Below are 1,939 nucleotides of genomic sequence, written 5' to 3' on the forward strand. Positions count from 1 at the left end.
GATCAGCTCGCCCTTCAGCTTCTGCAGCCGGATGCGCCGTTCCTGCGCTTTCAGCACCTCGTTGGCCGTCTTGGCCTGCAGGAAGGTCGTGCCGCCGCCCGTGGTTGGCGCGGCCAGGCCCTGTTCCTTCAGGGTGTCGCCGACGGCGGAGACAGCCGCCTCCGGCACGGGCTTGCGGCTCAGTTGGGGCGGCTTGCGGGTCTTGGACGGGTCCGTCGCTTCGGCCCGGCGCGCATCGCTGGCGCCGGCGTCGATGCTCCCGTCTGCGTGCAGCACCAGGCGGCCGGCGGCCTTCGCCTTCTGGATCGCGCCGCGCGAAAGGCCGACGCGGGCGGCGTATTGGCGCTCGCTCAGACCCTCCATGCCGCGCTCCAATTATCATGCGAAATCATGTGCTTATTGAGTTGATAAGCCTCCGCGCCAGAGCGAACCTGGATCCGCAAGGACGATGCAACTCAGCACACGGAGCCACCATGATGACCACGCGCCTGAACCCGATCACCACGCCCCGCCACGAACTCCGCGCCGAAAAGGCACGGCGCAATCGCGAGGCCGCGCTCGCGGCCTTCATCGGCAAGAAGGCCGAGATCGACGAGATGCTCGCCCGGCTGCAGGCGCTCAGCGACGACCATTTCAACTGCGCCCCCGATGAGGCGGGCTGGGCGATGGTCGGCACCCTCGAACACTACGCCAGCCTCCTGAAGCGCATCACCGACAGCGCCTTCGGCGAGGGCGAACACGCCGAGTGACAGGAGCGCGCACCATGGAAACCAGCACCATCCGCATCGCCATCCGCAGCCTGAATGAGCCTTGGGATGCCAGCCGCATCCCCGTCGTCCTCGACGAGATCGGGGCCGCGCTCCGCGAGGAGGCGGACATTCCCGCACGCCTCACCGCAGACAGCATGACCATCGCCATCGATGTGGCCACGGATCGACTGCCCGACGCCGCCGCGCTCCTGCGCGACCTCGGGCTGATCTGACCTCCGGCACCGCCGGAACTCCCGCCGCGCGCCCTGCGCGGCTCGGGGTCGTAGAAGGCGCCGCATGTCGCGGCCCCAAAACCGGAGACCCCAGATGACCAAGCTTTCCGACACCCAGCTCGTGATCCTCAGCGCCGCCGCGCAGCGCGAGGACCGCAACGTCCTGCCGCTCCCCGGCTCGCTCCGCGGCGGCGCCGCCACCAAGGTGGTCGGCGCGCTCCTCTCCCGCGGGCTGATCGCCGAGACGACGACCGACAGTCAGACCAAGGCCGATGCCGCGCTCAACCGCATCTGGCGCAACGACGAGGACGAGCGAGCCATCCTCTTGCACATCACTGACGCGGGTCTCGCCGTCATTGGCGTCGAGCCGGAAGGCGGCGACAGCGCGCCCGAGGCCGCCGACGAGGCGCCGAGTGCGGAGGACCCGCAGGACGCTCCCGCCGAGGCCGATCCCGAACCCAAGTCGCGCACACCGCGCGCGGGCACGAAGCAGGCGAAGCTGATCGAGATGCTCCGCGCCGAGGGCGGCGCGACCATCGACGAGATCGTCGCCGAAACGGGCTGGCAACCGCACACGGTCCGAGGCGCCTTCGCCGGCGCGCTCAAGAAGAAGCTCGGGCTCGAGGTCACCTCCGAGAAGGTCGCGGGTCGCGGCCGGGTCTACAACTTGCCGCGCGACTGACGCCGCACACAACGATGGGCCAGATACCGCCGTCCCGCATGGGGCGGCGGTATCTCATCGTGCCCCACGCATCCGGATCGCCTCGAACAGCCGGCGAAGCAGGTAGCCCCGCGCCAGAGAGACGCCGAAGAAGGCGAGGCCGATGGTCAAATGCTCCGCGAGACCAGTCTCGATCCCGAACCACGGGAACACGACGATCTGCGTGGCGATGGCCAGAACGTATCCGACGACGACATTCGTCGCGGCTTCGACCATCGACATGATCCGGCTCTGTC

4 protein-coding genes and 1 pseudogene are annotated in these 1,939 nt (G+C 69.0%); 3 read left to right on the forward strand and 2 right to left on the reverse strand.

The genetic code is table 11. The features are described from left to right. Positions 1 to 363: pseudogene (locus AB6A66_RS17345) on the reverse strand (hypothetical protein); the annotation flags it as partial. A 113-nt stretch (positions 364 to 476) separates the two neighbouring features. Between AB6A66_RS17345 and AB6A66_RS17350 the strand changes: the two are divergent. The 3 genes from AB6A66_RS17350 (at position 477) to AB6A66_RS17360 (ending at position 1,664) form a co-directional block, all read left to right on the forward strand. Then, entirely contained in the window at positions 477 to 749 is a 273-nt protein-coding gene (locus tag AB6A66_RS17350) for a hypothetical protein (RefSeq protein ID WP_371056882.1), read from the forward strand. 14 nt (positions 750 to 763) lie between these two features. Next, complete coding sequence (locus tag AB6A66_RS17355; protein ID WP_371056879.1) at positions 764 to 982, forward strand: hypothetical protein; 219 nt, start codon at positions 764 to 766, stop codon at positions 980 to 982. Between the two features lie 94 nt (positions 983 to 1,076). Next, entirely contained in the window at positions 1,077 to 1,664 is a 588-nt protein-coding gene (locus tag AB6A66_RS17360; protein WP_371056880.1) for a DUF3489 domain-containing protein, read from the forward strand. A gap of 54 nt (positions 1,665 to 1,718) precedes the next feature. On the opposite strand, the gene AB6A66_RS17365 is transcribed toward AB6A66_RS17360, so the two are convergent. Continuing rightward, positions 1,719 to 1,939, reverse strand: a 221-nt coding sequence (locus AB6A66_RS17365) for a hypothetical protein (RefSeq protein ID WP_371056881.1), incomplete at its 5' end; no start/stop codon positions are given.

The sequence above is a fragment of the Rhodosalinus sp. K401 genome (assembly GCF_041365735.1).
Taxonomy (GTDB): Bacteria; Pseudomonadota; Alphaproteobacteria; order Rhodobacterales; family Rhodobacteraceae; genus Rhodosalinus.